The following is a 21,126-nucleotide window of genomic DNA, read 5'->3' on the forward strand; positions in this document are numbered from 1 at the left end:
CGATCTCGCCGGTATCCCGACCGGCCGGGCCGCGTCGTGTCCCCCGGTGGAGGCTGCCGCGTGGATGCCGGCTCACGCCGGCATGGAGGCGAAGACGACCACGTTGTCGGGGTAGCTACCGGCAGCCTGGTCGAAGGTCCCGCCGCAGGTGACCACGCGCAGGCCGGGCCGGTCGCTGGGACCGTAGACCTGCTCGGTCGGGAACTCCGTCTTCGGGTACGCCTTGACCGACTCGACCGTGAAGGTGGCCCGCTGCCCGTCCTCCCGGGTGACGGTGATGGTGTCGCCCGGTTGCAGGGCACCGAGGGAGAAGAAGACCGCCGGCCCGATCTCCGCGGAGTCGACGTGCCCGACGATGACCGCGTTGCCGATCTCACCCGGGCTCGGCCCCGGCTCGTACCAGCCGGCCAGCTGCGCCTGCTCCAGCGGGGGCACCTGGACGGTGCCGTCCGGGTTGGTGCCGAGCGACATGATCGAGGCGTCGACCCCGATCCGGGGGATGGCGATCGTGGTGGGGGCGGAGCGCGCCAGGCCCGTGCCGGCGACGTCCGGGTCCGCGTCGGGGTTCGGCACATCGGCGTCCGCCGGCCCGGTGCTGGCGGGTGCGGCCAGGGGCTGCGGGGGGCGGGGAGCGGGCGCGGTCTTGACCGAGGCGCCGATCAGACCGGCGCCGACCATGGCGACCACGACGACGACGGCCGCGCCGGCGGCGCGCCACGGTGTCCCGTGACGGCCGCCGGCCGGTGTCGCCGTCATGTCAGACGAAGGACTCATCGGTCCGACGCCGGCGCATCAGCACGAGGCCGCCCAGGGCCGCCGCGCCGATCAGGCTCGCCCCACCGGCGGCCAGGCCCCGGTCGGTGCCGGCGGCGACGCCACCGTCACCACCGTCGACCCCACCGCGCGGCAGCACGACCAGTTCGCCCTCGCCGCAGGAGCCCTTGAGCTCGTAGCGGCCCGGCTTGGCGTCCTCGGAGACCTCGGCCTCGCCGTAGTAGATGAAGTCCCGCTTGTGCTCCCAGCGGTCCTCGTCCTTGCCGTTGCCCTCGGACTCCTCGTCCGACCAGCCGCTGTCGTGGCCCTTCCGGTCGTACTCGTCCGAGCCGTACCCGTCGTGGTCCTTGCGGTCCTCGCGGTCGTACTCGTCCGAGCCGTTGCTGCCCGAGCCGTACTTGTCCTCGCGGCCCTCGCGGTCGCTCTTGTCGTGGCCCTTGTCGCGGCCTTCGCGGTCGCCCTCGGCGTCCTGGCCGTGCTCGTAGCCCTTCCAGTCGCGCTCGCCCTCGGCGCCGGCGTCGGCGGCGCCGCCACCCTGGCCGTTGGTCGGCGGCTTCGGCTGCCCGGTGGCGGTGGCGGTGGCGGTCGGCTGCGGCTTGGGCGTCTCGTCCTTGCCGTTGTCGTCCTTGCCGTGGTCGCGGCCCTTGTCGTGGTCGTGGCCCTTGTCCTCGTGGTCCTTGCCCTTGTCGTGGTCGCGGCCCTTGTCCTCCTGGTCGCGGCCCTTGTCGTGGTCGCGGGAGTCCTCCTCCCCGCCACGCCAGTCGTTGCGGCCCTCGGCCGGCTTGAGCTTGACCTTGCCGGTGACCTTCGACCACACGAAGGCGTGCTCCTGCCGGTCGGGGCAGACCTCGAGCAGCTTGACCGTCTCGCCCGCCCTGACGACGTGCGGCTTGGCATAGACCTTGCCCTCGTCGTCGTGGTGGCCGTCCGCGAACGCGATCCCCGGCGTGAACACGAGCAAGGAGGCGCCACCGAGGGCCGCGCCAGCAACGACCTTCCCGAGCATCTTGTTTGCCATGACCTGCGTCACTCCATCCCTGTTGTCCTAGAGCCCGGTGACAACCGAGCTACGGACGACGTTAGACCGATTCACGAGCTATGCAGGGAAAGATTCGTGTTTTGGTATTTGCGGAGGCTAAGGGCGGTAGGGGAGCTACGCCGCTTTGGTGACGTGTCCGGCTGGCTCGGGTGGTTCCCGCCCTCACGGCACCCGGAGGGCCCGGTCGCGCGGCGCGTGCCCGCGCCGGTGGGCGCGTCCCGTCCCGTCCGCCCCGCCGGCACCGGCCGTCCCCTCCGGCCACTCCCTGCCGCATCGAGGCATTGCCATGGAAGCGCTCCCATGCAAGAATCGCTGCACGCGGTTCGGGGAGCCACACCGCGCAGGTAGGAGTCGAGGGCACCGGTCCGCCGGACGACCTCCCGCCTCCCGACCGGCCCATCGTCGCCGGTCGGACCACCACCAAACGCCCGTCCGGGTCGGGCACCCCCGAAGAACCCGTGGTGCCGGCGGACGTCCGCGCAGGACGCCCATCGGGCCGTATCGCCGGGCCGTCAACGGATCCGGTCTCGCCCAAGGAGATCAGTAGCATGAATGTGTGGAGAAGGCTGTCCGGCCCCCGCCGGGCCCTCGCGCTCGGTGGCGCGGGCGCTCTGGTCGCGGGCGGACTGGTGACCCTGCCGGTCACCGTGGCGCATGCCGCCACCCAGTGTGACGTGTCGTACACGACAAGCGACTGGCAGGGCGGGTTCACCGCCTCCGTCAACATCAAGAACACCGGCGACGCCCTGAACGGCTGGACGCTGGGCTTCACCTTCCCCGACGGCAGCCAGCGGGTGCAGCAGGGCTGGTCGGCCCGCTGGTCGCAGAGCGGCCAGAACGTCACCGCGCAGAACGAGTCCTACAACGGCGTGGTGGCCAGCGGCGCCACGGTGAGCCTCGGCTTCAACGGCGCCTGGAGCGGCAGCAACCCGAAGCCGACGTCGTTCACGCTCAACGGCGTGACCTGCAACGGCGGCACCAACCCCACCACCCCGCCGCCCAGCACGCCGCCGCCCTCGACGCCGCCGCCGACCACCCCGCCGCCCACCACGCCGCCGCCCACCACCCCGCCCCCCGGTCAGCGGGTGGACAACCCGTACCTCAACGCCAAGGGGTACGTGAACCCGGAGTGGAAGGCCAAGGCCGAGTCCGTGGCCGGTGGCAGCCGGGTGTCGAACAACCCGACCGCCGTCTGGATCGACCGGATCGCCGCCATCAACGGCACCCCGGACAGCAGCTCCAACGGCGCGATGGGCGTCCGCGACCACCTGAACAAGGCGCTCGAGCAGGGGGCGAACTACATCCAGTTCGTCATCTACAACCTGCCCGGCCGCGACTGCTCGGCGCTGGCCTCGAACGGTGAGCTCCAGGCTCACGAGCTGCCGCGCTACAAGGCCGAGTACATCGACCCGATCGCTGCGATCCAGGGCGACCCGAAGTACGCCAGCCTGCGGATCGTCAACATCATCGAGATCGACTCGCTGCCGAACCTGGTGACCAACACCTCCGGCAACCCCGGCGGCACGGTCATGTGCGACACGGTGAAGGCCAACGGCGCCTACGTCAACGGGGTCGGCTACGCCCTGTCGAAGCTGGGCGCGATCGGCAACGTCTACAACTACATCGACGCCGCGCACCACGGCTGGATCGGCTGGGACAGCAACTTCAGCCCGACCGCGCAGATCCTGAAGGACGCCGCCGTCGCCTCCGGCAGCACGGTGAACAACGTGCACGGCTTCATCGTCAACACCGCCAACTACTCGGCGCTGCGTGAGCCGCACTTCAAGGTGACCGACAACGTCAACGGCACCACCGTGCGGCAGTCAAAGTGGGTCGACTGGAACTTCTACGTGGACGAGCTCTCGTTCGCCCAGGCGTTCCGCAACGAGCTCGTCGCCAAGGGCTTCGACTCGAAGATCGGCATGCTGATCGACACGTCCCGCAACGGCTGGGGCGGCACCGCCCGGCCCACCGGCCCGGGCGCGACGACCAACGTGGACACGTACGTCAACGGCGGTCGGGTGGACCGTCGGTTCCACACCGGCAACTGGTGCAACCAGGCCGGGGCCGGCCTGGGCGAGCGGCCGAAGGCCGCGCCGGAGCCGGGCATCGACGCCTACGTCTGGGTGAAGCCCCCGGGCGAGTCGGACGGCTCCAGCAAGGAGATCCCGAACAACGAGGGCAAGGGCTTCGACCGGATGTGCGACCCGACCTACACCGGCAACGCCCGCAACGGCAACAGCATGAGCGGCGCCCTGCCGGACGCCCCGATCTCGGGCGCCTGGTTCCCGGCGCAGTTCACGCAGCTCATGCAGAACGCGTACCCGGCGCTCTGAGACTGGAGCCCACCCGCCGCTGGCAGTAGGTGAGGCGCTCCAGCGGCAGGTTCCCCGGGCCCCCGGTCCGACCGTCCGACGGTCGGGCCGGGGGCCCCTCGCGTACGCCGGTCAGGGCACCGTCTTCTCGATCGCCGCGCGGCCCAGCTCGGCCAGGTCCCGGCGGGCCCGCTCGACGTTCTCCGGCGTGATGTCCTGCCCCCGGGCCGCGACCAGGTCCTCCGGCTCCCAGGGCTGCTCCGCCCCGGTGCGGATGTCGTCCGGGGCCGCGCCCGTGCCGGTGCCGGTCGCGCCGGTGCCGGCGGCGTACGGGTCGCCGATCAGCTCGTCGCCGCCCGACCGGTCCCCGGTGAACGACGGAGTGTCGCGGTCGGCGCCGCCGCCGGTCCTCAGCTGCGGGATGCCGGTGTCGTCCTCGACCGCCGCGGCCACCTCCGGGCTCTCCTCCAGCGGTCGGTCACGGTCACGATCCGTCATGTCGCTGCCCTCCTGTCGCCAGGTGGTCTCCTGATCCTGCTCGCGTACCCGGCGGGGCGGTGCCCATGCCGGGTGCCGGCGGGGCGGCTCAGCGCTCCTCGTCGGAGGTCTCCGGCGGTTCGACCGGATTGCGCCACTGCCAGAGCAGCATCAGCACGCCGAAGGCGAGCATGCCGAGACCCGCCCAGAGGTTGATCCGGACCCCCTGCGCCTTCTGCACGGCGGAATCGCCGTCGAAGACGCCGATCAGGGTGACGATCGCCCCGTACGCGGTGAAGAGGCCACCGATCACCCGGCGGATGTCGAACAGCCGGGCGGCGGCCGAACGGCGGCGGGCCTCCTCGGTGGCCTCGACCGACCGGTCGTGCCCGTGCGGGTTGAGGTTTTCCATGCTCATGGCCGAGCACCCCTTCCTAGAAGAACGGCACGTAGAGGAGGAGGGACAGCGCCACCGCGATCAGGCCGAGGAGCACCGGCGAGCGCCACCAGACGGCGTCCCCGGTCAGCAGGTCGCCCTTCACGTCGACGGCGCCCATGCCGTAGACCAGCCCGCGCAGGTCGTCGTCCTGTTTCCTCGCGGTGAACGGGGTGACGACGGCGGCGACGACGGCCGCCGTGACGAACGCGATGCCGGCGCCCCAGAAGCTCTCTTCCAGGTCGGAGTTGAAGTGCACCACCCCGGCCTTGTAGAGCAGGTAGGTGGCCAGCGCCGCCAGGGTGCCCAGCAGCAGGGAGAGGAAGCCGGCCGCCGCGCTCATCCGCCGCCAGAACATGCCGATGATGAAGGTGGCGAACAGCGGCGCGTTGAACAGCGAGAACAGCGCCTGGATGTAGTTCATGATGTTGCTGAAGCCGGCGGCGATGAACGCCGTGCCGATGCCCACCAGCACGCCGCCGACCGTCGCCCACCGGCCGATGCGGATGTAGTAGTCGTCGGGGCGGTCCCGGCGCACGTACTGCTGCCAGATGTCGTAGGTGAACACGGTGTTGAAGCCGCTCACGTTCGCCGCCATTCCGGCCATGAACGACGCGACCAGGCCGGTCACCGCGATCCCGAGCACGCCGTTGGGCAGCAGGTCACGCATCAGCAGCGGGATCGCGTTGTTGTAGACCAGGTCGCCGCTCTCCGCGCCGAGCCCCTGCACCGTCACCAGGGCGACCAGGCCGGGGATCACCGTGACCACCGGGATGAGCAGTTTCGGGTACGCGGCGATGATCGGCGTCCGCCGGGCGGCGCTCATGTTCTTGGCCGACAGCGCGCGCTGCACCTCGGCGAAGTTGGTCGTCCAGTAGCCGAAGGAGAGCACGAAGCCGAGCCCGAAGACGATGCCGATCCAGTGCGCGCCGAGCGGGTTGTCGGTGCCGCCGGTGTCCTGCCAGGTGTGCAGCCCCGCCTCGCCCAGCTTGGACTCGCGCACCGCGTCCATCAGGCCGGACACCCCGCCCACCTTGACCAGTCCCAGGATCGTGATCGGCAGCAGGCCCGCGATGATCACGAAGAACTGGAGCACCTCGTTGTAGATCGCCCCGGAGAGCCCACCCACGGTGATGTACGCCAGCACGATCAGCGCGCCGATGACGATGGCGACCCAGAGCGGCCAGCCGAGCAGCGCCTGCATGATCAGTGCCAGGGCGTAGAGGTTCACGCCGGCGATGAGCACCTGGGCGACGGCGAAGCTGAGCGCGTTCAGCAGGTGGGTGGGGCGGTTGAAGCGCAGCCGCAGGTACTCGGGCACGCTGCGGACCTTGGAGCCGTAGTAGAACGGCATCATCACGATGCCGAGGAAGACCATCGCCGGCACGGCGCCGATCCAGTAGTAGTGCAGCGTCATCGCGCCGTACTGGGCGCCGTTGGCGGCCATGCCGATGATCTCCAACGCCCCGAGGTTGGCCGAGACGAAGGCCAGGCCGGTCACCCAGGCGGGCAGCGAGCGGCCGGAGAGGAAGAAGTCGACGCTGGTCCGGATGGCCCGCCGGGCGGCGAAACCGACACCGAGCACCGTGACGAAGTAGAGCGCCAGGATGCCGTAGTCCAGGACGTTCATGTTCAGCCGCAGGCCATCGCCGTCCATCCCGGTAACCCTTCGTCGACCATCCGTGTCCGGTGCGTGTGCGCGCGGGCAATTACCCCGAACGCGCAGTTTCACGCCTGCGGCGGCCAAACCCGCCCGCACCCCGTTGTCCCGGCCCGGGTGGGCACGGACGGGACGGCTCTCACCGGAGGCGTCGGAGGGCGGCCAGCGACAGCGGAGTCCGGACGCGGCGGCGCCCCCGGCCGGTCGGCCGGGGGCGCCTGAGGGGAACCGGGGTCAGCGCCCGAGCACCCGGTCCAGGAAGTCGCGGTAGTGGCGGACGGCCATCCGGAGCTGTTCGGTGTCGGCGGAGCCGGCGTCCTGCCAGCCGCCCAGCTTGTTCTTCTGCGCGGACAGCGCCGAGGAGAGCGCCTGGATGGCCTCGTCGACAAGCGACTGGGCCTCCCCGGCCGCCGCGCGGGGATCGTCCACGAAGCGCAGCTGGACGTTGCGCCAGCGGTCCCGGAAGCCCTGCGCCGTCGCCGGGTCGAAGAGGCTGGCCGGTTCGGCGGCCACGGTCGAGCCCGCCGGCCGGTCGGTGCCGGCGGCCCCCAGTTCCCCGGTGGCCGCGCGCCCGGCCGGCGCGTGCTCGGCGTCCGGGTCGACCATCGCGGGCGTGGCGCTGCCGTACCCGGCCGCCCCGGCCGCGCCGCCCTCCGGGTCCCCAGCCCACCCGGTGACGTCGGCCCGACGCTCGGGACGGCCGTCGGCGGCGTCCGGCGGCAGCACCTCGGCGCCGTCCCGGCGGGCCTGCCGGTCGTCGGAACGGTCGTCGCCAAGCCCGACGGAACGGTGGAACTCGGCGGTCGGGTCCGCCCGGCGGCCCTCCCGGGGGCCGCCCACGGCACCGTCGCCCGGCCGCGCGGTCGACTCCGTACGCGGGTCGGGCTCGTCCTCCGGCAGGGGGCTGGCCAGGGCGGACGCGGCGACCGCGCCGCCGACGCTGGTGGCCCCGAAGGCGGTCGGCACCGGCCCCGGCTCGTGGAACCCGCCCTCGCGGTCGGTGTCCCGGTCGTCCGGCCGGGCCCGGCGGGCGTCCCGGTCGCGCGACGGCTCGTCGTCGTGGCCGGCCCGGTCGCGGTCGGCGACCGCCGGATCGTCGAAGGTGCCCCGGTCGTCGAGGACGTCCTCGGGTACGTCGGCCCGGCCGGACCGGTCGCCCGGAGGCGGCACCGGCACCGGCTCGGAGCGGACGGCCTCGGGGTGCTCGTTGCCCACCCGCTGCTCTTCCTGGCGCATGGTCATCCTCCTAGCGGCTCGTGACGTCGTGCTGGCTGTCCGGGTCGTGCTGCTCGGACGGTCGGGCTCCGACCGGCTCCTCGCCGAGCAGGTCTGCGAAGAGGGCGCGGTAGTGGACGACGGCCTGGCGGAGTTCCTCGGTGCTCGCCTCGCCCCGGGAGTTGCGCAGGTGGATGTCGTGGGCGTCGCGGTAGTGGCCCAGCGTGCGGGCGTGCTCGACGGAGAGGTGGGCGATCTGGTCGGAGAACTCGCCGGTGGGGTAGCCACGTTCCGCGATGAGCCGGGTGACCAGTTCGTCCGCCTCGCCCACGGTCTCGGCGGGGGAGTCGACGAAGCGGACCTGGAGCTCCTCCCACGCGGCGGAGTACCGGGCCCGGGACTCGGGGGCGAGGGGGGTCAGCGTGAGCTCCGCGTGGCGGCGCTCCCGCTCCCGCAGCTCCCGCTCGGCGGCGGTCCGGCTGTCCTGCTCGGCGACGGCACGGTCGTACTCGGGACCGAACCGCGACCGCAGCGCGCGGCGGCGGGCGTACGACCGGGCGGCCACGGCTACGGCCGCGATCACCAGCACGACGAGAACGATGACGACTATCTGCGTGGGCGACATGGCTCCTCCTTCGTCAGGTGGTATTCCCTCCGCTCACTGCCCGCCAATCCCGTTCCGGTGCACTTTCCTGACGACCGGCCGGCGCGGGCCCCGCCATGACGAGTCACACAGGGTGCCTAGGACGCCCAAAACTTGACTCATTCCAAAAAGCGAGCTTGGGTGGGGTGAGTCCACGAGCCAGCCGCCACACCGATCAGGAGGAGAGCCATGAGCGACCCGCAGGCCAACAGGCCGATCCTCACCACCCGTCAGGGTCACCCCGTGCACAACAACCAGCAGCAGCGGACGGTCGGTTCGCGCGGCCCGGCGACGCTGGAGAACTACCACTTCCTGGAGAAGATCAGCCACTTCGACCGGGAGCGCATCCCGGAGCGGGTGGTGCACGCCCGCGGCTTCGTCGCGCACGGCGAGTTCGAGGCGTACGGGACGATCGGCGACCAGCCGGCGTCGACGTACACCCGGGCCAAGCTGTTCCAGACCAGGGGCAAGAAGACCCCGGTGACCATCCGCTTCTCCACAGTCATCGGCGGCCGGGACTCCTCCGAGGCGGCGCGCGACCCGCGCGGCTTCGCCGTGAAGTTCCGCACCGAGAACGGCAACTGGGACATGGTGGGCAACAACCTCCAGGTCTTCTTCATCCGCGACGCGATCAAGTTCCCGGACGTGATCCACGCGCTGAAGCCGGACCCGGTCACCTTCCGCCAGGAGCCGAACCGGATCTTCGACTTCATGTCGAACACGCCCGAGTCGATGCACATGCTGACCTGGCTCTTCTCCCCGTACGGCATCCCGAAGAACTACCGGACGATGCGCGGCTCCGGGGTGAACACCTACCGCCTCGTCAACGCCGAGGGCGAGGGCGTGCTGGTCAAGTTCCACTGGCTGTCCCAGCAGGGCGAGCACAACCTCACCCAGGCCGAGGCGGACGCCATCCAGGCCACCGAGCTGGGTCACGCCTCGAAGGACCTCTACGAGGCGATCGAGCGCGGCGACCACCCGAAGTGGGAGCTCAACGTCCAGGTGATGAGCGACGACGAGCACCCGGAGCTGGACTTCGACCCGCTCGACGACACCAAGATCTGGCCGGAGGAGGACTTCCCCTACCTGCCGGTCGGCGTGATGACGCTCAACCGCAACATCACCGACCACCACAACGAGAACGAGCAGATCGCCTTCGGCACCGGCGTGCTGGTCGACGGCATCGACTTCTCCGACGACAAGATGCTGATCGGCCGGACGTTCTCCTACTCGGACACCCAGCGTTACCGGGTCGGCCCGAACTACCTCCAGCTGCCGGTCAACCGGCCGCGCGAGGACGTGCGGGTCAGCACCAACCAGACCGGCGGCCAGATGTCGTACGGGGTGGACGACCGCGGCGCCAACCCGCACATCAACTTCGAGCCGTCCTCGGTCGCCGGTCTCCGGGAGGCCGACGAGTCCTACCGGGAGTACCGTCCGTTCGTCTCGGGCCAGGTCATGAAGGCCCCGATCGAGCGGCAGAACAACTACTCCCAGGCGGGCCGGCGCTACCGCGAGATGGCCGACTGGGAGCGGGACGACCTGATCCTCAACCTCACCACCCTGCTGGCCCAGTGCGACAAGCACATCCAGGAGAAGATGGTCTGGCACTTCAGCCAGTGCGACGCCGACTACGGCCGCCGGGTCGCCGAGGGCCTCGGCATCTCCGTCGACGCCTGATCCGTACCGCCCACGAACGCCCCGCCGGCCCCCGGCGGGGCGTTCGTCGATCATGGACGTTCGTCCGGTAGGCCCGGCGCGACGGACGGTAGTGCATCGGGCGAGGATTACGTATCCTGCCCAAGGCGTCAGCCGGACCTGCCCGGCACCGCGGGCCGGAACAGTCCGACCGCGACGCTGCCCGGCCGGCGCCGGCGCCCCCGCAGCCACACCTTCCGGGCGAGGTCTGATTGAACACCCGCGACTGGCCGATCCGCTCGAAGCTGACCGCATTGGTCGTCGTGCCGGTGACCGCGCTGCTGGCACTCTGGATCTTCGCCACCACACTCACCTTCGGGCCCGCCCTCGACCTGCTCGCCGCCCGGACGCTCCTCTACGACCTCGGCCGTCCCGGCGAGACGGTGGTGGCCGAGCTGCAACGGGAACGCCGGCTCTCGGTGGTGCAGTTGGCGGGCGACAGCGACGCGCCGGGGCTCGCCGAGCAGCGGCAGCGGACCGACCGGGCGATCGCGGAGCTGCGCCGGCGGGTCGGCGGGGAGGAGTTGCGCGACGCCGCCGACGCCATCCTCGACGCCCGGCTCGACCAGCTGGTCACCGCGCTGGACGCGCTGCCCGCCGGGCGGGGCTTCATCGACCGGCGGGCCGTGGACCGGGCCGGCGCGGTCGGGCTCTACAGCGGAATGATCAACTCGGCCTTCCAGGCGTTCTCCGCGATGGCCAACCTGCCCGACCGGGACCTCAACCGGCAGGCCCTGGCCGTCACCGGGCTCGGCCGGTCCCGGGAGCTGCTCGGGCAGACCGACGCCCTGCTCGCCGGGGCGTTCACCGCCGGCCGGTTCGCCGACGGCGAGCACCTCCAGCTGGTGCAGACCGTCGCCAACCAGCGGTTCCTCGCCGAGACGGCGATCGCCGACCTGCCGGACGCCGAGCGCGCCGCGTTCCAGCGGCTGACCGAGGGGGCGGCCTTCGCCCGGTTGCGGGCGATGCAGGACGAGCTGGTGGGCGCCGGCTCCGCCACCCGGCCGAGGGTGGACCCGAGGGCCTGGCAGGAGAACTACCAGGCGGTGCAGCAGGCGCTGCGGGAGTTCGAGCTGGCGCAGGCCGACGGGCTCGCCGAGCGGTCGGTGCCGTCGGCCGTGCGCATCCTGGTCCGCCTCGGCGCCGCCGGGCTGCTGGGCCTGGCCGCCGTCGTGGTCTCGGTCCTCGTGTCGCTGCGGGTCGGCCGCAACCTCGCGCACCGGCTCTCCGGCGTACGCACGGCCGCGCTGGAGACGGCCGAGCACCGGCTGCCCGACGTGGTGGCCCGGCTGCGCCGGGGCGAGCAGGTCGACGTCGCCCGGGAGGCGCCCCCGCTGGAGTACGGCGGCGACGAGATCGGCCAGGTGGCGCGGGCGTTCACCGCCGTGCAGCGCACCGCCGTGCAGTCGGCCGTCGACGAGGTGACCCTGCGCCGGGGGCTCAACGAGGTGTTCCTCAACATCGCCCGGCGCAGCCAGGGGCTGGTGCACCGACAGCTCGCGCTGCTCGACCGGATGGAGCGGCACACCGAGGACCCGGACGAGCTGGCGGAGCTGTTCCGCGTCGACCACCTCGCCACCCGGCTGCGGCGGCACGCCGAGGACCTGGTCATCCTGGCCGGCGCGGCCCCCGGGCGGGGCTGGCGCAACCCGGTCGCGACGGTCGACCTGGTCCGGGGCGCGATCTCCGAGGTCGAGTCGTACGACCGGGTCGACATCACCACCGTGGCACCCGCCGGCGTGCTGGGGCGGGCCGTCGGCGACGTGATCCACCTGCTCGCCGAGCTGATCGAGAACGCCACCGCGTTCTCGCCGCCGAAGACCCGGGTGGAGGTCTCCGGCCAGCACGTGGCGAACGGCTACGCGGTGGAGGTCACCGACCGGGGCCTGGGCATGCCCGCCGCCGCGCTGGAGGACACGAACCGGCGGCTGGCCCGCTCGCCCGACTTCGAGCCGTCCGAGACCGCCCGCCTCGGACACTTCGTGGTGGCCCGCCTCGCCGCCCGGCACGGGGTCCGGGTGCGGCTGCGCCCGTCCGACGGCGGCGGGCTGACCGCCGTGGTGCTCATCCCCGCCGACCTGGTCACCGACGAGCCCGCCCTGCCCCCGACGGGCGGCCCGCCGGTGGCGCCCCGACCCGCCTCGACGTCGGAGGAGCGGCGGCTCGCCCGGGCGGGCCGGCTGGGCACGCTGCCCCGCCCGGCCCGCTCCACCGGGCCCGCCACGCCCCGCTCCGCCGGGGCTCCGGCCTCCTCCCGCCCCGCGCACGCCGGCACGGGCCCCGCGCGGCCGGCCCCGGCCGGCGTACCGTCCGCGGGCCGGCGGGACGGCGCGGCCCCCGATGGTCCGGCCCCGAGTGGCGCGGCTGCCGGTGACCCGGCCCCGGACGGCGCGGCCTCCGTTGGTTCCGCTCCGGACGGCGCGGCCTCCGGTGGTCCGGCTCCGGACGGCGCGGCCTCCGGTGGTCCGGTCCCGGACGGCGCGGCCTCCGGTTCGGCCCCGGGTGGGGCGGCCGCCGGCGGTCCCGCCCCGGTCGAGGCTGTCGGGGAGATCGACGGGCTGCCCCGTCGGGTGCGCCGGCGGCCGCCGGCGGTCCGGCCCCGACACCCGGACACGACCGGGGAGCACTCGTTGGCCGGGGACGCCTCGGGGCGGCGGTCCGCGCTGGACGGCCCGACGCTGCGGCAACCGGTGATCGCCAGTCCCGCCCCGCGCAGCCCGGAGGAGGCACGACGGATCATGTCCGCACTGCAGGCCGGCACCGCCCGTGGCCGCGCGGCGGCCACCGGGACGACCCCGCGACAGGCCGCGCCCGCCGCCGCCGACCGGCCGGACCCGCCTCGTGCGGACCCGAGCCCGACGCCGGCCGACCCGCCGCGTGCGGACCCGAACCCGACGCCGGCCGAGCAGCCGGTGGACACCGAACCCAGGACCGCGACTGAGAGGGACGCCTGATGCATCCGACAAGGCAGAGCGCCGATCTCGACTGGTTGCTCGACGAGCTGGTGGAACGGGTGCCGCCCGCCCGACAGGCGGTGGTGCTCTCGGCGGACGGGCTGCTGATGGGCTCCTCCGCCGGAATGGACCGTGCCGACGCCGAGCACCTGTCCGCGCTGGCGTCCGGCTTCTCCAGCCTGGCCCGGGGCGCGAGCCGGCAGGTGGCCGGCGGGGCGGTCCGGCAGACCGTGGTGGAGATGGAGTCCGCGTACCTCTTCGTCACCGCGGCCGGGCAGGGCGCCTGCCTGGCCGTGGTCGCCGACGCGGACGCGGACATCGGCCTCGTGGCGTACGAGATGGCGATGCTCGTCACCCGGGTCGGGGAGTACCTCAGCGCCCCGGCCCGGACGACGGCGGGGACCGCCGATGCGGGCTGAGTCGCCCGGGCCGCAGCACGAGTGGCTGGACGACGACGCCGGCCCGGTCGTGCGGCCCTACACCCTCACCGGCGGTCGGGTCCGCTCGGGCGCGGTCGGCTTCGACCTGGTCGCGTACGTGCTGGCCGAGGCGGCCGCCGACCCGACCGTCCACCCGGAGCTGCACCCCGAGCACCGGCGCCTGGTGGAGCTGGCCGCCCGACCGGTCCCCGTCGCGGAGCTCGCGGTCGACCTCGACCTCGCGGTGGGCGTGGTCCGCGTGCTCCTCGGCGACCTGCTGTCGCGCGGGCTGGTCGCGGTGCACCAGCCGACGGCCGCCGCATACCTGCCCGACGACGACATCCTCAAGGCGGTGGTCAGTGGACTCCGTGCGCTATGACCGAACCGGATCCGACTCCCGGATCCCGCTCGCGTTGAAGATCCTGATCGCCGGAGGGTTCGGCGCCGGCAAGACGACGCTGGTGAGCGCGCTCAGCGAGGTCCGGCCGTTGCAGACCGAGGAGGTGCTGACCGGTGCCGGCATCGGCACCGACGACCTCTCCGGCGTCGAGACGAAGTCGACCACCACGGTGGCGATGGACTTCGGCCGGATCACGATCAACGACGACCTCCAGGTCTACCTCTTCGGCACCCCGGGCCAGGACCGGTTCTGGTTCCTCTGGGACGAGCTGGCGTTCGGCGCGCTCGGGGCCGTGGTGCTCGCCGACACCCGCCGGCTGGCCGACTGCTTCCCGTCGATCGACTACTTCGAGCAGCGGGGCGTCCCGTTCGTGGTGGGGGTGAACTGCTTCGACGGCGCCCGCCGGTTCAGCCTGGAGTCCGTACGCCAGGCGCTGGACCTCGACCCCGACGTGCCGCTGGTGCTCTGCGACGCGCGGGACCGGCAGTCCGGCAAGGAGGTGCTGATCGCGCTGGTCGAGCACGTGGCCCGGCAGCGCGGCGAGCCCGTGCCGGCGGCCTGAGCCGGCGGGCCTCGTCCGGCGGCCGCCACGATTCGGTGGGGGTTTCGGGGCTAAGCGGGCGGCTCAGTGGGAACGCTTGTGGGATCGACGGAGGAATCGGCGGAAGGCGGATGCGGTGACAGGTCAGGGCGAGATCGTCCACATCGGCGGCTACACGGCGCACAGCGGGGGCCGGGCCGCCGGCATCGTCGCGGCGCGGCGGGACCCCGTCTCCGGTGAGCTGACCCCGCTCGGCACCGTCGCGGTCACCCCCTCGCCCTCGTTCCTGGCTCGGCACCCGCGGCTGCCCGTGCTCTACGCGGTGAACGAGCTGCCCGACGGGCAGGTCAGCGCCTTCCGCGTCGGCACCGGCGGCGAGCTGACCCCGCTCGGCACCCGGCCCACCGGGGGCGCGGAGCCCTGCCACCTGGCGGTCGTCCCGGACGGCGGCCACCTCGTGGTGGCCAACTACGGCGGCGGCAGCGTGACGGTGTTCCCGCTCGACCCCGACGGGGTGCCCGGCGAGCGCAGCGACCTGGTGCGGCACGAGGGGCACGGGCCGGACCGGGAGCGCCAGGAACGCGCGCACGCCCACATGGTGAACCCCGACCCGGGCCGGGGCCCGCTGCTCGCGGTCGACCTGGGCACCGACTCGATCTACCGCTACGACCTGGACGCGGCCTCCGGCCGGCTGGTACCCCGGGCACCCCGGGTGCGCACGGCCGCCGGCGTCGGTCCCCGGCACCTGGCCCGGCATCCGGACGGGCGGCGCTGCTGGGTGGCGGGGGAGCTGGACGGTTCGGTCACCGCCTACGAGCTGACCGGCGACGGCGCGCTGCACCAGCGGGGCCGCGTCGAGGCCAGCGACCGCACCGGGCCCGTCCAGCCGTCGGAGATCGCGGTCGGCCCGGACGGACGCTTCCTCTACGTCGCCAACCGGGGAGTGGGCACCGTCGCGGTCTTCGCCGTCGCTGGCGAGCTGCCCGAGCTGGTCGCCGAGGTGGACACGGGCGGGGAGTGGCCGCGGCACTTCGCCCTGGCCGGCGAGCATCTCTACGTCGCCGACGAGCGGGCCGACATGATCCGGATCTTCCGGGTGGACGCGGGCACCGGCGTCCCGGCTCCAATCGGGGAGCCGGTGGCTGTGACGTCCCCCACCTGCTTGCTGCCCTGACCAGCCAACATGTCCGCGACATCGACGCGATGAGGCGGCCTAATCACCCACCGTAGCAATTCGGTGATCAACTATTTCTTCTGCGTAACTTTCGTCCGAACGGCCCGTGGCAGTCGTCCCGACAGGTCCGCAAGATGGTCACCGTGTCAGCAGGCCGCCATCGCATGCGTACGAATTTCCACGCAGCCACCGCCGCCGCTGCCGTGGGCGTCCTAGCCGTCACGGCCGGCGGCTGGTTCGGCTACCAGCAGCTGGCGCAACCGAACTGCTCGGGCCGGACCGAGCTGTCCGTCGCGGTCGCGGCCGAGCTCGCCCCGGCGGTCGACGCCGCCGCCGCGCGCTGGGTGAAGGACGGTGCCGCGGTGGGTGGCACCTGCATCGCGGTGAACGTCACGGCGGCCGATCCGGTCGACGTGGCCGCGACGGTCGCCGCCAAGCACGGCGTCACCCTGGCCGGCGTGGGGCAGGCCAGCGGCACCTCGGTCAGCCCGGACGTCTGGGTGCCCGACTCCTCCACGTGGCTCCTGCGGCTCAAGACCGGTGGCGCCACCGCCTTCGAGCCGGGCAACGGGGCGTCCATCGCCCGCAGCCCGGTGGTCGTGGCGATGCCGGTGCCGATCGCCACCCGGCTCGGCTGGCCGCAGAAGAAGTTCAGCTGGACCCAGCTCCTGCAGCAGGTGCAGAGCGACAAGCCGTTGCGCACCGGGATCGTCGAGCCGACCCGCGACGCCGCCGGCCTGTCCGGCCTGCTCTCGCTGACGGCCGCCGCCAGCGCCTCCGGCGGCCCCGACGCGGAGAAGGAGAAGGTGGCCGCGCTGCGGGCGCTCGCCACCGACCGCTCGGCGCTGCGGCCGGACCTGCTAGCCCGGTTCCCCACCGCCTCGGATCCCACGACGATCGCGAGCAGCCTGGGTGCGGCGGCGCTCTCGGAAGAGGACGTGATCCAGTACAACAGCAAGAAGCCGCCGGTGCCGCTGGCCGCGCTCTACCTGGAGCCGGCGCCCGCGCCGCTGGACTACCCGTACGCGGTGCTGCCCGGCATCGAGCCGGCCAAGGCGGCCGCGGCGAGGGTGCTCTACGAGGTGCTCGTCACCGACGACTTCCGTGACCAGTTGGCGAGCCGGTCGCTGCGCGCGCCGGACGGCAACTGGGGCGCGGGCTTCGACGCGCCGCAGGGCGCGCCCAGCCCGGCCGGCGGCGCGCCCGCCCCGCCGGCCAACGGCGGCGGATCGGCTCCGGGCGGGCTCGACCCGCAGGCCATGGAGCGGGCCGTCTCCAGTTGGTCGATCGCCACCCAGTCCGGCCGGATGCTCGCCGTCATCGACGTCTCCGGGTCGATGAAGGAGAAGGTGGCCAACGCCGGCAACGCGACCCGGCAGCAGGTCACCGTCGAGGCGGCCCGGCGCGGGCTGAACCTCTTCGACGACTCCTGGTCGATCGGTCTCTGGACGTTCTCCACGCAGCTGGTGGGCGCCCGCGACCATCGGGAGCTGCTCACCATCGGGCCGCTGTCCCGCCAGCGCGGCAAGCTGGAGCAGTCCCTGGGCTCGATCCGCTCGTCGAACGGCGACACCGGCCTCTACGACACCGTGCTGGCGGCGTACCAGGAGGTGCAGGACAACTGGGAGCCCGGCCGGGTCAACTCGATCGTGCTGTTCACCGACGGCAAGAACGAGGACTCCGACGGCATCACGCAGCAGAAGCTCCTGGCCGAGCTCAACAAGCTCAAGGATCCGGAGCGGCCGGTGCAGGTCGTGATCATCGGTATCGGCAGCGACGTGAGCAAGGCCGAGCTGAAGTCGATCACCGACGTCACCGGCGGAGGCGCCTTCGTCACCGAGGACCCGACCAAGATCGGCGACATCTTCCTCAAGGCGATCGCGCTGCGCAAGGCCCCGGCCTGAGCCGCAACGCAGCGCGGGGCGCACCCGCCGCACGGGATCCGGTGCCGTGGGCCCTTTCCCCGCAAGGGGTTCCTCGGGGAAAGTAGTGACGGTAATGCGTCCGAAGCAATCGGCGAGCGGGGTTGTCGGGGCACGATGTCCTGGTGCCCCTACGGGCGGCCCGCGACCCGGGCCCGGCGTACGGGCCGTCGGCGACCGAAGTGGGGAGGGCCGGTGACCTCAGCGACGCTGTTGACCCCCGCCAGCACGTCGTCGAGACCGGACGCACCACGGCCAGGGCCGGCCCGCACCCGCGAGCGTGCCTACGTCCGCTCCCTGGTGGTGCTGGACACCACCGTCCTGACCGTCGCCGTGCTCGTCGGTTACGTCGCCCGGTTCGGCGACGACGCCCCCGGCGGATCGAAGATCCCGTACGTCCTGGTCGCTCCCGGGCTGGTCCTCGCCTGGCTGGTCTCGCTGCGGGTGCTGCGCTGCTACGACGACCGTGTCCTCGGCTACGGCGCCGACGAGTACCGGCGGGTCGGCACCGCCAGCCTGCGCCTCGCCGGTGGCATCGCGATCGCCGGCTACATCGCCGACGTGGGCGTCTCCCGGGGATTCCTCGGCATCTCGTTCGCCGTCGGCATGCTCGGCCTGGAGCTGGCCCGGTTCGCCGCCCGCAAGCGCCTGCACCGGGCGCGCTCCGAGGGCGCCGGCTGGTCGCGCAAGGTGCTGGTGGTCGGTGACACCGCGCACGTGCTGGAGCTGGTGCACACCCTGCGGCGCGAGCCGTACGCGGGCTACCAGGTGGTCGGGGCCTGCATCCCGGACGCGCTGCTCGCCCCGGTCGCACAGCGGCTGGGCGACGTGCCGGTGGTCGGCTCGTTCCGGGGCATCCCCGAGGCGGCCACCGCCATCGGTGCGGACACCGTCGCGGTGACCGCCTCCGGCGAGCTGACCGCCACCCGCCTGCGCCGGCTGGGCTGGCAGCTGGAGGGCACCGGCATCGACCTGGTGGTGGCCCCGGCGCTCACCGACGTCGCCGGCCCGCGCATCCACACCCGGCCGGTCGCCGGCCTGCCGCTGATCCACGTCGAGGCGCCCGAGTTCCGCGGGGCCCGCAAGCTGGTCAAGGGCTTCGTCGACCGGGCCGTCTCGTCGGTGGCGCTGACGCTGCTGCTGCCGCTGCTGGCCGTCATCGCGTTGGCGATCAAGGTCGACAGCCGAGGGCCGGTGCTGTTCCGGCAGACCCGGGTCGGGCAGGGCGGGCGGGAGTTCGGCGTCTACAAGTTCCGCACCATGGTGGTCAACGCCGACGCCCTGCTGGCCGCGCTGGCCGCCCGCAACGAGACCGACGGCCTGATGTTCAAGATGCGCGACGACCCGCGGGTGACCCGCATCGGGCGGCTGCTGCGCAAGTGGTCGCTGGACGAGCTGCCGCAGCTGGTCAACGTCCTGCTCGGGCACATGAGCCTGGTCGGCCCCCGCCCGCCGCTGCCGTCGGAGGTGGCCCGCTACGACGGCGACGTGGCCCGCCGGCTGCTGGTCAAGCCGGGCATGACCGGCCTCTGGCAGGTGAGCGGCCGCTCCGACCTGAGCTGGGAGGACGGCATCCGGCTCGACCTCTACTACGTGGAGAACTGGTCGCTCGCGGCCGACCTGACGATCCTCTGGAAGACCTTCGGCGCGGTGGTCAACAGCCGCGGGGCGTACTGAGCGGCCGGACGCTCAGTCCTGCGGGCCCGTCCAGTCGAGGCAGACCACCACCGCGTCGTCGATCAGGTCGCCGGCGACGAACGCGCGCAGGTCGCCGATCAGCGAGCGGACGGCGTCCAGCGGCTCCATCGGCCTGGTCCGGCGCAGGAACCGGTCCAGCGCACTCTCGCCGTACCGGACGCTCTGCCCGGTGGCGTCGATGACGCCGTCGCTGACCACGAAGAGCCGATCGTCGCGGCACAGCTCGAAGTGCTGCTCGTGGTAGTCGGTGGCCTCGAACATGCCGAGCGGGAACTGCGCCTCCAGCGGCAGCTCACTCACGTCCCCGTCGCGCAGCAGCATCAGGCGGGGCGACCCGGCATCGACGACGGCGAGCCGCCCCGAACGCAGGTCCAGCTCCATCAGCAGCACCGCGAGGTGCTGCTCCCCCCGGTGCAGGTCGTAGACCGCCTGGTCGGCGAGGGCCGCCTGGTCGGCGAGGGTGAGCCCGGACCGGCGGGCGTTGCGCAGCGCGTGAGTCGCGAGCGAGGTGAGAATCGCGGCGGACACCCCCTCGCCCGTGCCGTTGATGGTCGACAACCAGACGCTGGTGCCGTCGTCGGACCAGTCGAAGCTGTCGCCGCGCACCGCGTACGCCGGTTCCAACTGCCCGGCGAGGCTGAACGACGGGCGGGTCCGGCTGCGGCCGGGGAGCAGCTCCCACTGCATCTCGGCGGCGAGGGTGAGCCGCCTGCTGCGGCTCGCCATCCGGTAGACGTCCGTGCCCTCGGTGACGGCGGCGATCTCGTGGGCGAGCGCGGTCGCGATCTCCGTCAGCTCGTCGAGCGCGCCCGGCCCCGTCGGCACGGGGGCCACCACCAGCACGCCACGGCGTTCCCCGCGCATGGACACGGGGAGGTAGCCGGTGTCGTCGGCGACGATCGGGGCCTGGTGGTCGAAGCAGCGCCAGGCGGGGTGCCCCGGTGCGGTGACGGGCTCGTCGCCGACCAGCGGCAGCAGGGCCGCCAGCCGGTAGTCGACCTGGAGCAGCTCCACCCGGGTCGTCCCGTAGCCCACGGCCAGGACGTCGGCGATCCGGTCCAGCAGGAGATCGGCGGGCGCCTCGTTGAGGACGTGCCGTGCCCGGTTGACCGGTTCGCTCATCATCGCTCCTTCGTCACGAGCCCAGACTTGGGGATTCGGAGTAGTCTCGGCCCCACCATGGCGGAACTGCACGGTCCTTGCGGACCCGAGACGAGTATGGCGGTCGAGCTCGACGCGGTGGCCGATGCCCTGCTGACGGTCTGGGAGGCCGCGCGGGAGCGGACGACCAGCCGGGTCTCCGGCGCGCAGTTACGCGCGATCATGCTGGTCGAGCAGCACGAGGGGATCAACCTCCGCCGCCTGGCCACCGGGCTCGACATGCTGCTCTCCTCCGCCAGCCGGCTCTGCGACCGCCTGGTGGCGGCGGGCATGCTGGAACGGGAGCCCGGCCGGTTCGACCGGCGGGAGATCTCGCTGCATCTCACCCCGGAGTCCCGCCGGCTCCTCGCCGAGCTGCGGGACGACCGGCGCCAGCAGCTCGCGGCGATCCTCGCCGACATGACCGCCGAGGGACGGCAGGCTCTGCTGCGGGGCATGCGGGAGTTCGACGAGGCGGCGCGGCACCGGAACGCCTCCGTGCAGTCCGTCGAGGCGGCCGGCCCATGGTCGGCGGTGCCGCGGGAGCGTCCGGTCGGCCTACCGGCGCAGGAGCGGCCGGGGAACGAGCCGCGGGTGGCCAGGACGGCCTGACCCGGCCGG

At 72.9% G+C, this 21,126-nt stretch carries 17 protein-coding genes and 1 pseudogene; 10 read left to right on the forward strand and 8 right to left on the reverse strand.

All coding sequences use genetic code 11. The annotated features are described in order from the left end of the window. Positions 1-72 precede the first annotated feature (72 nt). Positions 73-756, reverse strand: a complete 684-nt coding sequence (locus AB0B83_RS15685; RefSeq protein WP_357578790.1) for a class F sortase — start codon at positions 754-756, stop codon at positions 73-75. 1 nt (position 757) lies between these two features. After that, entirely contained in the window at positions 758-1,792 is a 1,035-nt protein-coding gene (locus AB0B83_RS15690; protein WP_357578791.1) for a hypothetical protein, read from the reverse strand. 569 nt (positions 1,793-2,361) lie between these two features. Between AB0B83_RS15690 and AB0B83_RS15695 the strand changes: the two genes are divergently transcribed. After that, positions 2,362-4,149: a glycoside hydrolase family 6 protein gene (locus tag AB0B83_RS15695; protein ID WP_357578792.1), complete on the forward strand. Its 1,788-nt coding sequence runs from the start codon at positions 2,362-2,364 to the stop codon at positions 4,147-4,149. 111 nt (positions 4,150-4,260) lie between these two features. Here the strand turns inward: AB0B83_RS15695 and AB0B83_RS15700 are convergent, their stop codons facing one another. From AB0B83_RS15700 to AB0B83_RS15720, 5 genes and pseudogenes are all read right to left on the reverse strand, one after another. Continuing rightward, positions 4,261-4,626: a hypothetical protein gene (locus tag AB0B83_RS15700; RefSeq protein WP_327029414.1), complete on the reverse strand. Its 366-nt coding sequence runs from the start codon at positions 4,624-4,626 to the stop codon at positions 4,261-4,263. Between the two features lie 88 nt (positions 4,627-4,714). Next, positions 4,715-5,023, reverse strand: coding sequence for a hypothetical protein (locus AB0B83_RS15705; RefSeq protein ID WP_357578793.1), 309 nt, complete (start codon positions 5,021-5,023; stop codon positions 4,715-4,717). A 16-nt stretch (positions 5,024-5,039) separates the two neighbouring features. Then, positions 5,040-6,698 carry a sodium:solute symporter family protein gene (locus AB0B83_RS15710; RefSeq protein ID WP_357578794.1) on the reverse strand — a complete coding sequence of 553 codons (1,659 nt, stop codon included), beginning with the start codon at positions 6,696-6,698 and terminating at the stop codon, positions 5,040-5,042. Positions 6,699-7,493: 795 nt separating this feature from the next. Next, positions 7,494-7,685: pseudogene (locus AB0B83_RS15715) on the reverse strand (hypothetical protein); the annotation flags it as partial. A gap of 262 nt (positions 7,686-7,947) precedes the next feature. After that, positions 7,948-8,541, reverse strand: a complete 594-nt coding sequence (locus AB0B83_RS15720; RefSeq protein ID WP_151453310.1) for a hypothetical protein — start codon at positions 8,539-8,541, stop codon at positions 7,948-7,950. 207 nt (positions 8,542-8,748) lie between these two features. On the opposite strand from AB0B83_RS15720, the gene AB0B83_RS15725 reads away from it, so the two are divergent. The 8 genes from AB0B83_RS15725 to AB0B83_RS15760 all read left to right on the forward strand — a co-directional run bounded on the left by AB0B83_RS15725 (position 8,749) and on the right by AB0B83_RS15760 (position 19,344). Beyond that, a complete protein-coding gene (locus tag AB0B83_RS15725) occupies positions 8,749-10,239 on the forward strand; it encodes a catalase (RefSeq protein WP_357578795.1) in 1,491 nt (496 codons plus the stop codon). Positions 10,240-10,469: 230 nt separating this feature from the next. Then, positions 10,470-13,211, forward strand: a complete 2,742-nt coding sequence (locus AB0B83_RS15730; protein ID WP_357578796.1) for a nitrate- and nitrite sensing domain-containing protein — start codon at positions 10,470-10,472, stop codon at positions 13,209-13,211. Then, positions 13,211-13,630, forward strand: a complete 420-nt coding sequence (locus AB0B83_RS15735) for a roadblock/LC7 domain-containing protein (protein ID WP_311412012.1) — start codon at positions 13,211-13,213, stop codon at positions 13,628-13,630. Before AB0B83_RS15730 ends, AB0B83_RS15735 begins: the two co-directional genes overlap by 1 nt. Then, on the forward strand, positions 13,620-14,009 hold the full coding sequence (locus AB0B83_RS15740) for a DUF742 domain-containing protein (RefSeq protein WP_357578797.1): 390 nt from the start codon (positions 13,620-13,622) through the stop codon (positions 14,007-14,009). The genes AB0B83_RS15735 and AB0B83_RS15740 overlap by 11 nt, the downstream gene beginning before the upstream one ends. Beyond that, positions 13,990-14,592 carry an ATP/GTP-binding protein gene (locus tag AB0B83_RS15745; protein WP_357578798.1) on the forward strand — a complete coding sequence of 201 codons (603 nt, stop codon included), beginning with the start codon at positions 13,990-13,992 and terminating at the stop codon, positions 14,590-14,592. The genes AB0B83_RS15740 and AB0B83_RS15745 overlap by 20 nt, the downstream gene beginning before the upstream one ends. Before the next feature lie 115 nt (positions 14,593-14,707). Further along, entirely contained in the window at positions 14,708-15,745 is a 1,038-nt protein-coding gene (locus AB0B83_RS15750; protein ID WP_357578799.1) for a lactonase family protein, read from the forward strand. 143 nt (positions 15,746-15,888) lie between these two features. After that, a complete protein-coding gene (locus tag AB0B83_RS15755) occupies positions 15,889-17,649 on the forward strand; it encodes a substrate-binding domain-containing protein (RefSeq protein ID WP_357578800.1) in 1,761 nt (586 codons plus the stop codon). A gap of 213 nt (positions 17,650-17,862) precedes the next feature. After that, on the forward strand, positions 17,863-19,344 hold the full coding sequence (locus AB0B83_RS15760) for a sugar transferase (protein WP_357578801.1): 1,482 nt from the start codon (positions 17,863-17,865) through the stop codon (positions 19,342-19,344). A gap of 12 nt (positions 19,345-19,356) precedes the next feature. Here AB0B83_RS15760 and AB0B83_RS15765 read toward each other — a convergent pair whose 3' ends face one another. Next, positions 19,357-20,487 carry a PP2C family protein-serine/threonine phosphatase gene (locus tag AB0B83_RS15765; protein WP_357578802.1) on the reverse strand — a complete coding sequence of 377 codons (1,131 nt, stop codon included), beginning with the start codon at positions 20,485-20,487 and terminating at the stop codon, positions 19,357-19,359. 96 nt (positions 20,488-20,583) lie between these two features. Between AB0B83_RS15765 and AB0B83_RS15770 the strand changes: the two genes are divergently transcribed. Next, positions 20,584-21,117, forward strand: a complete 534-nt coding sequence (locus tag AB0B83_RS15770) for a MarR family transcriptional regulator (RefSeq protein WP_132239497.1) — start codon at positions 20,584-20,586, stop codon at positions 21,115-21,117. The last annotated feature ends 9 nt before the right edge of the window (positions 21,118-21,126 follow it).

Origin of the sequence: Micromonospora sp. NPDC049060 (genome assembly GCF_040649055.1) — a bacterium.
GTDB lineage: Bacteria > Actinomycetota > Actinomycetes > Mycobacteriales > Micromonosporaceae > Micromonospora > Micromonospora reichwaldensis.

Bases quoted from the DNA above. Each gene is read 5' to 3' on its own strand.
- AB0B83_RS15685 (WP_357578790.1), bottom strand. From the start codon at position 756: ATGACGGCGACACCGGCCGGCGGCCGTCACGGGACACCGTGGCGCGCC.
- AB0B83_RS15690 (WP_357578791.1), bottom strand. From the start codon at position 1,792: ATGGCAAACAAGATGCTCGGGAAGGTCGTTGCTGGCGCGGCCCTCGGT.
- AB0B83_RS15695 (WP_357578792.1), top strand. From the start codon at position 2,362: ATGAATGTGTGGAGAAGGCTGTCCGGCCCCCGCCGGGCCCTCGCGCTC.
- AB0B83_RS15700 (WP_327029414.1), bottom strand. From the start codon at position 4,626: ATGACGGATCGTGACCGTGACCGACCGCTGGAGGAGAGCCCGGAGGTG.
- AB0B83_RS15705 (WP_357578793.1), bottom strand. From the start codon at position 5,023: ATGAGCATGGAAAACCTCAACCCGCACGGGCACGACCGGTCGGTCGAG.
- AB0B83_RS15710 (WP_357578794.1), bottom strand. From the start codon at position 6,698: ATGGACGGCGATGGCCTGCGGCTGAACATGAACGTCCTGGACTACGGC.
- AB0B83_RS15720 (WP_151453310.1), bottom strand. From the start codon at position 8,541: ATGTCGCCCACGCAGATAGTCGTCATCGTTCTCGTCGTGCTGGTGATC.
- AB0B83_RS15725 (WP_357578795.1), top strand. From the start codon at position 8,749: ATGAGCGACCCGCAGGCCAACAGGCCGATCCTCACCACCCGTCAGGGT.
- AB0B83_RS15735 (WP_311412012.1), top strand. From the start codon at position 13,211: ATGCATCCGACAAGGCAGAGCGCCGATCTCGACTGGTTGCTCGACGAG.
- AB0B83_RS15740 (WP_357578797.1), top strand. From the start codon at position 13,620: ATGCGGGCTGAGTCGCCCGGGCCGCAGCACGAGTGGCTGGACGACGAC.
- AB0B83_RS15765 (WP_357578802.1), bottom strand. From the start codon at position 20,487: ATGAGCGAACCGGTCAACCGGGCACGGCACGTCCTCAACGAGGCGCCC.
- AB0B83_RS15770 (WP_132239497.1), top strand. From the start codon at position 20,584: ATGGCGGTCGAGCTCGACGCGGTGGCCGATGCCCTGCTGACGGTCTGG.